We start from the raw sequence: 6393 nt of genomic DNA, 5'->3' as shown, positions 1-6393 counted from the left end.
GACGATTAGGTGCGGTCCGACCGTAAAGATCGATATGCTTATCGGTCAATTCAGCCTCAAAAGATTGGTAAATCACTTTCGCAAGAGGAATGGTGTCATTGGTAGTTTGCCGGGGCTCTTCCGCTTTCAATACCCCAAAACCTAACCAAAAACAGAGAACTAGAATAAAAATCGTCGAGAGTAGCCAAGGTCGTTGCGAAAAAAAGAGGCCAATAGATGAACGGCTGATGTTGGTATCAGGCATAGATAGTCCTTTATGATGTTATTGCCTTTAACTAGGCAAAGCCCTACGAAATATCCTAATAGGTAGAGCTCTTAATCTTTAATCGGCAACGGCCACTTGATCGCACATCGAATTGATTTTAGTTAAACACTAAATGATGCACCACAACCGCATGTTGTTGTTGCATTAGGATTATTGACAAAAAAACGCGAGCCTTCTAAACCTTCCGTATAATCGACTATTCCACCCATCAAATATTGTAAACTCATTGGGTCAACGACTAAGGTCACGCCGCTATTAATAATGGTTGTATCGCCATCGTTTACATTCTCATCAAAAGTAAACCCATATTGGAAACCACTGCAACCACCACCGGTAATATAAACGCGCAGTTTCAGCGCTGGGTTCTCTTCTTCAGCAATCAACGCTTTTACGCGTTGTGCTGCAGTATCAGAAAATGACAAGGGTATATTGACTTCACTCACGATGGCCTCTCTCACTCGAGTTAATACCTGTCAGGCTTATTATGATGAACTTATGCCTGTAAAGGTGATTCTTTTAATAATGCGCTGATTATCTAATACCTGACCTATTCGTTCAAGTATTCACCGCCACTTAAGTTAAAACTCCAACTAACGAGGCATTATGCACTTAAAAAGCAGTCACTGTCGCGTAAGTTGTACACTATACGGCATTCATTGGGCTGTGAATGGACTCAGAAAATGAGTGAAAAAAAGTGCCTTTGGTGAGTTTGGGTATACAATGCGACACCAACTGGTCCGAACAAGCAAAAGAGGATAAATCCATGACCAAATCAGCAGAGCTTTATCAAAAGGCACAACGTGCAATTCCCGGTGGAGTGAACTCTCCTGTACGTGCTTTTAACGGAGTTGGTGGCTCGCCTATTTTTATCGACCGCGCAGACGGCCCGTTGATTTTTGATGCTGATGGCAAAGCTTATATTGATTATGTCGGCTCTTGGGGGCCAATGATACTTGGCCATAATCATGCGGTTATTCGTGAAGCTGTGATAGGCGCTGCGCAGCGTGGTCTCAGTTTTGGTGCGCCGACCGAGATGGAAATCGATATGGCGGAGTTGGTTTCTGAGCTGGTTCCATCGATGGAACAACTACGCATGGTCAGTTCCGGTACCGAAGCGACGATGAGCGCCATTCGTTTAGCTCGTGGATTCACTGGCCGCGATAAAATTTTAAAATTTGAAGGCTGCTATCACGGTCATGCAGACAGCTTGCTAGTGAAAGCAGGCTCTGGCGCCTTAACGTTAGGTCAACCAAGCTCTCCTGGTGTGCCTGCTGATTTTGCTAAACATACACTGACCGCCACTTTTAATGATTTAGAATCTGTACACGAATTGTTCGCGGCCAATAAAGGCCAAATAGCCTGCATTATCGTTGAACCGGTCGCGGGCAACATGAACTGCATTCCACCAGTTGAAGGGTTCCATGAAGGCTTGCGTGACATCTGTGACCAAGAAGGTGCTCTGCTGATCTTTGATGAAGTAATGACAGGATTTCGTGTTGCACTAGGTGGTGCACAGGCTTACTACAACATCAAACCAGACTTAACAACACTGGGGAAAGTGATTGGCGGTGGTATGCCTGTTGGCGCTTTTGGTGGACGCCGTGATGTGATGCAATACATCGCTCCAACGGGTCCGGTGTACCAAGCTGGTACGCTATCAGGTAACCCTGTGGCTATGGCTGCGGGTTATGCTTGCTTGACGCTTCTAAAAGAAGAAGGCAATGAAAAACGTCTCGCGGCCAAAACAAAGCAATTGGCTGATGGATTCAAAGAACTTGCAGACAAACACGGTATTCCTTTGCTGGTGAACCAAGTTGGTGGCATGTTCGGCTTCTTTTTTACCGATCAAGAGCGCGTCACCTGTTATGAAGAAGTCGTAAAATGTGATGTTGAACGTTTCAAGCGCTTCTTCCACTTGATGCTCGAGCATGGTGTCTATTTAGCACCTTCAGCTTTTGAAGCAAGCTTTACCTCTTTGGCTCACGGCTCTAAAGAGATTGAAGCAACACTAGAAGCAGCCGATCGCTGTTTTGCGATGATGGCAGCTCAAGCGGGATAAGCACCATTAGGCAGACTCATCATAGTATAAAGGGCTGTAGATCAGCCCTTTATTCATTTCAGATTCAATAAACAGCCTATCATTGCCAGTAATAAATCACTAAAACGACCAACGCCATCATGCTGATGGCAAACCACGGTAGCTTCAACTTTTTTTTATGCTGGTTTTGACACCCTTTTTCATTATCACAACATCCCATCTCATCAGTTCCTCATTGATAACACGCTGATTTGCAGTCATTATAACCCCATTACTTTACAAGGTTGGATTAACAACGTGTCAGAAAAAGTGAAAATCACCTCTAGCCACTGGGTACTCATTGCCGCACTTATTATTGCGGCTATTGCTTGTTATCTGTTGATTGCACCTTATATCAACTCGATTGTTATGGCTTTCATCATCTCGTTATTGATGTTTCCCATTCATGAGTGGCTCGAACGAAAAATCCCCAAATACAAAAATACCGCCTCATTTCTCTCGTGCATCATTTTGACCTTTATTATTGTGATTCCACTGCTGTTTGTCTTTGCTGCTATTGTGCAGCAAGGGTCGGTATTTTCTCAGAACATGTATCAATGGGTGACTCATGGGGGCATTCAAACTGCCTTCGCGCATCCTTTGGTTGTCAAAGGGCTTTCCATTGCCAATCAATATTTGCCCTTTGATGAAATTCAGCCACAACAAATCGCACAAAAAGTGGGGCAATTTGCCAGCTCATTTGGTGCCAACTTAGTTAGTATCAGTGCAAAAGTGCTCGGTGATGCGACCAGTTTTTTGATGGATTTCTTCTTAATGCTGTTCGTGTTGTTTTTTCTACTGCGTGATCACGATAAACTCATCAGTGCTCTTAGGCATATCTTGCCGTTGTCGCGTAGTCAAGAAGACAGGTTGCTCTGCGAAATTGAGCAAGTCTCCAAATCGGCTGTCATGGGGTCATTTTTAACCGCAATAGCGCAAGGCTTTGCGGGCGGGTTTGGTATGTGGCTCGCAGGTTTCCCTGGGTTATTTTGGGGAACTATGATGGGATTTGCTTCTTTTATTCCGGTTATCGGTACAGCTCTGATATGGATTCCAGCCACTGTTTATCTCTTTCTAACCGGGGATAGCACATGGGGCATATTCTTGGCCCTCTGGAGCGTTATCGTTGTTGGCTCAATTGATAATTTATTGCGGCCCTTTTTAATGCAAGGGAGCGCGGGCATGAACACCTTAATGATCTTCTTCTCTCTGCTCGGTGGTATTCAGCTATTTGGCCTGATTGGGTTAATTTACGGACCACTTATTTTTGCCATCACTATGGTGCTGTTTAATATTTATGAGGAAGAGTTTAAAGGTTTTCTCAATCAACAAGATAATAGCTAACTTTTGACTTACTGACGATCAAGCTAGAAGCAAGGGGCAGACTGTGCGAGAATCTGCCCCTCTTTTTCAGCGCAGAGCCCACTATGTCCAGTTACACCGCACCAAGCCAAATTGCCCAACGTCAGCTTGCTTATTTCGAAGGAAAACATCTTTTAGTGGCTGGAGAAGCGGAGGATTTATTTCCTGTAGAGTTAGCCAATCATTGTCGCTCTGTTTCGGTGTTCACCACTCATTATGGTTACTACCGCCAACTCGAATCCTATTCGCAAATTACATGTCATTTTGGCGCTCAATTTGAGCAAAAAACCGATGCTGACATGATTTTGCTTTACTGGCCCAAAGCGAAGCAGGAAGCTCAATATCTGCTTGCGATGCTGTTGGCCAAACTGGGCAAAGAGACTGAGATTGTGGTGGTAGGTGAAAACCGCTCGGGCATAAAAAGCATTGAAAAAATGTTTGCAGCTTATGGGGTGGTTAAAAAGTATGATTCAGCTCGACGCTGTTCGTTCTATTGGGGGCAATGCACTCAGCAGCCACCGAGCTTCCAAATTGCAGACTGGTTCAAAACTTATCAGGTGCAGTATCAGCAACACTCACTGATTGTTAAAAGTTTACCTGGCGTATTTAGTCATGGTGAGTTTGACCTCGGCAGCCAACTGTTACTTGATACACTACCTAAACTGAGGGGTAAAGTTCTCGACTTTGGTTGTGGTGCTGGTGTCCTGGGTACAGTAATGGCTACATTAAACCCAGATATCGAGATTGAACTGTGCGATATCAGCGCGCTTGCGATTGAATCAACCAAAGCAACCTTGATAGCGAATAACATATCAGGGAATGTATTTGCCTCTGATGTCTACTCAGATACCGCTAAAGATTACCAATTTATCGTCTCAAACCCCCCTTTCCACTCCGGATTAGAGACCAGCTATAGTGCGACAGAAGCCTTACTGGCGAACGCACCAAGCCATCAAACCGCAAAAGGCGAACTTTTTATTGTGGCCAACAGTTTTCTTAAATATACCCCGCTAATTGAACAGGCTTATGGTCATTGCGAGGTGTTAAATAAAACTAACAAATTCATCATTTACCACGCAAAAAAAACATTACAAAAGTCGCAACAATAAGTGTAATCCACTCTCAATTGGTCACTAAACTGAATGATTTTTACCAATTTTGTGTTAGTGACCACGCTTTCCACAGGACTTACTTGTCAAAGTAAAAAAACTCGTTAATTTCGTCACTTTAGGTTTTCTTTGTTTTTTCATTCACTTTAACGACTACCTCATGCCGTTAAAACCTCACGGAAAGTAATGCCTTTTTCTATGTTTAGGTTCTCTCGTAAGCAAAAATTTAAGCGCCTGCAAAATACTCTTATGCTGGCTTTTCTCGTTTTGAGCATCACGCCTTTAACTGTGACTGCCATTTTTTTTCTGCAATCACACACTAAAGATCTTCAAGAACAAAGCACGTCTCACTTATTGTCAGTCAGAGACACAAAGCAACAGCAAGTTCTCGATTACCTCGCGGCCAAAGAATCAGAAGTGATGGGGTTTGTTCGTTCAGAGTTAGCTTATGCCAGTGGAGGGCGTTTTTACGGCTTAGTCAATGCGTTCCAAAGACTTGGTCTGGATATTGATCAAGCTCGTGAGCATGCCCAGCAGCGTTATATTCCTGGCTCTGGTGATCAGATAAAAACGTCAATATTGCCACAATCGAGCAGCTATGTAGGCAGTGAACGGTATCGCCTACTGCACAAACGCTATCATTGGGCGTATTTAGAACTGCTTAAACGTTCTGATTTTGACGATATTTTACTGGTGGATCTCGATGGTGATGTCGTTTATTCCGTTTATAAGCACGACAACTATGGGACCAATTTACTGACTGGAAAATACAAAGATAGTAATCTGGGTAAAACATTCCGCCAGTTAGAGCAGCAAGTTAGCGAACAACGAAAAACCAATGAAGAATATACACCAGTCATTATTTCTGACTTTTCACCACAAGAAGGGCAATCAGTTGCTTGGCTTGGCGCGCCCATTATTCAACAGGGCTACCTGCACAGCTACGCCATGTTCCGCCTACCAAACAATGGCATCACAAAACTCGTTGCTGACACCAATGCGACATCGCAAATAAGGACTTTACTGGTCGGGCAAGATCATCATTCTCGAATACTCTCTTACACGCAGCAAGAAATCGAGACTAGTCAAAAAGTGATCAATCTTGCGCTTTCTGGGTTGAGTGCCGTTGGTACTTACACCAATACATTGAATGAGAAAACCATTGCCGCCTATGCACCTGTTGCAAACAAAAATATCAATTGGGCTTTGGTGGTAGAGATACCAGAAAAAGAGGCTTATGCGCGAGTTCATCAACTTGAGAAATTATTTATTTTCGCCATGCTAACCGCGATTATTTTAGTCGTCATCGCTTCACATTATCTCTCTAATTTTATTACCTCTCCCCTACTGAAGCTCACTTGGGCGGCAGAAAAAGTATCAGCTGGGGATTTAGATGAAAATGTTATCAATACCGATCGTAAAGATGAGATTGGTCGACTCGCAGTCAGTTTTGAGCGTATGCAGCGTTCAATCCGAGAAAAAATGCAGCTGATTAAAGCGCAAAATAAAGAGCTCGAAAGCAACATTCAATTAATCCGCAAACAGAACGATGAGTTGCATCTCGCTAACAAACTAAAAGT

The 6393-nt window shown here is 43.5% G+C and carries 5 protein-coding genes and 1 pseudogene; 4 read left to right on the top strand and 2 right to left on the bottom strand.

All coding sequences use genetic code 11. From position 1 onward, the window contains the following. Together VOR_RS0110225 and erpA are read right to left on the bottom strand one after the other, a co-directional pair. A pseudogene (locus tag VOR_RS0110225) lies at nt 1-244 on the bottom strand (efflux RND transporter periplasmic adaptor subunit); the annotation flags it as partial. Between the two features lie 122 nt (nt 245-366). Next, entirely contained in the window at nt 367-708 is a 342-nt protein-coding gene (gene erpA, locus VOR_RS0110220; RefSeq protein WP_010319613.1) for an iron-sulfur cluster insertion protein ErpA, read from the bottom strand. Between the two features lie 320 nt (nt 709-1028). On the opposite strand from erpA, the gene hemL reads away from it, so the two are divergent. The 4 genes from hemL to VOR_RS0110195 form a co-directional block, all read left to right on the top strand. Then, nucleotides 1029-2324 carry a glutamate-1-semialdehyde 2,1-aminomutase gene (gene hemL, locus VOR_RS0110215; protein WP_010319612.1) on the top strand — a complete coding sequence of 432 codons (1296 nt, stop codon included), beginning with the start codon at nt 1029-1031 and terminating at the stop codon, nt 2322-2324. A 276-nt stretch (nt 2325-2600) separates the two neighbouring features. Then, a complete protein-coding gene (locus VOR_RS0110205; RefSeq protein ID WP_010319610.1) occupies nt 2601-3686 on the top strand; it encodes an AI-2E family transporter in 1086 nt (361 codons plus the stop codon). 83 nt (nt 3687-3769) lie between these two features. After that, the gene (gene rsmC, locus VOR_RS0110200) at nt 3770-4813 is read left to right on the top strand and encodes a 16S rRNA (guanine(1207)-N(2))-methyltransferase RsmC (protein WP_010319609.1); all 1044 of its coding nucleotides are present in this window, start codon (nt 3770-3772) and stop codon (nt 4811-4813) included. A 198-nt stretch (nt 4814-5011) separates the two neighbouring features. Next, nucleotides 5012-6393: HAMP domain-containing protein (locus VOR_RS0110195; RefSeq protein ID WP_029627089.1), on the top strand; the 1382-nt coding region annotated here is incomplete at its 3' end.

It is taken from the genome of Vibrio ordalii ATCC 33509, from assembly GCA_000257205.1.
GTDB classification, from domain to species: Bacteria; Pseudomonadota; Gammaproteobacteria; order Enterobacterales; family Vibrionaceae; genus Vibrio; species Vibrio ordalii.
This window is presented reverse-complemented; position numbering and strand designations above follow the sequence as displayed.